Raw genomic sequence first — 717 nt, 5'->3', positions numbered from 1 at the left:
ACAAGGTAGCCGTATCGGAAGGTGCGGCTGGATCACCTCCTTTCTAAGGATAGAGTAGGGGTCTGTGTAGGATTCGATTCTTGATAAGGTCAAGAGAATGTCTGGTGTCGATGCGCCGGGGGGAAACACCCGTACCCATCCCGAACACGACGGTTAAGCCCCGGGCGGCTGAAAATACTACGCTGGCAACGGCGTGGGAAGATAAGTGGATGCCAGACATTTTTTCTAACGGCTCTGCGAAGAGCACAGGAGGTTCATGACCTCCGGGCTGTATCGCGCTTTTTGCTTTCCCGAGAGGGAAAGAGAGAAGGCGCGGAGGATATGCTGCTTTTTCCCTTCCGCGGAAAGAAAGGCATATCGAGGATTCCGGTTCCTTTCGATCCGGGCGCCGGGGATTTTTCCTGGGGCGCTGAGATCGGACATCACCGCGAATCCGTATCGTACCTTGAAAACCGCATATTGCAATCAAAGAGTAAGACATCCGAGGCTGCGGATGGAGACATCCGCAGAGAGAAGACAAAGAGACACACGCTAGTGTCTCACCCGGAGGAATCCGGGGATGGTTAAGCGAAAAGAGCACAGGGTGAATGCCCAGGCACTGAGAGCCGAAGAAAGACGTGATAAGCTGCGAAAAGCGGCGGGGATTGGCAAATACGAGGTGATCCGCCGATATCTGAATGGGGAAACCCACCGGAGTAATCCTCCGGTACCGCAGGG

At 54.5% G+C, this 717-nt stretch carries 1 protein-coding gene, 1 rRNA gene and 1 other annotated feature; both genes read left to right on the top strand.

Annotation, left to right across the window (positions count from 1 at the left end):
• The first annotated feature begins 100 nt into the window (after positions 1-100).
• Positions 101-218, top strand: a 5S ribosomal RNA gene (gene rrf, locus GCWU000341_RS10505).
• 103 nt (positions 219-321) lie between these two features.
• Positions 322-567, top strand: a complete 246-nt coding sequence (locus GCWU000341_RS10500) for a hypothetical protein (protein WP_155812839.1) — start codon at positions 322-324, stop codon at positions 565-567.
• A gap of 39 nt (positions 568-606) precedes the next feature.
• Positions 607-717 (top strand) — a sequence feature (23S ribosomal RNA rRNA prediction is too short).

This window comes from Oribacterium sp. oral taxon 078 str. F0262, from assembly GCF_000160135.1.
Lineage (GTDB): Bacteria > Bacillota > Clostridia > Lachnospirales > Lachnospiraceae > Oribacterium.
The sequence above is the reverse complement of the archived record's forward strand: the minus strand, read 5'-3'. Positions and strand labels throughout refer to the sequence as shown.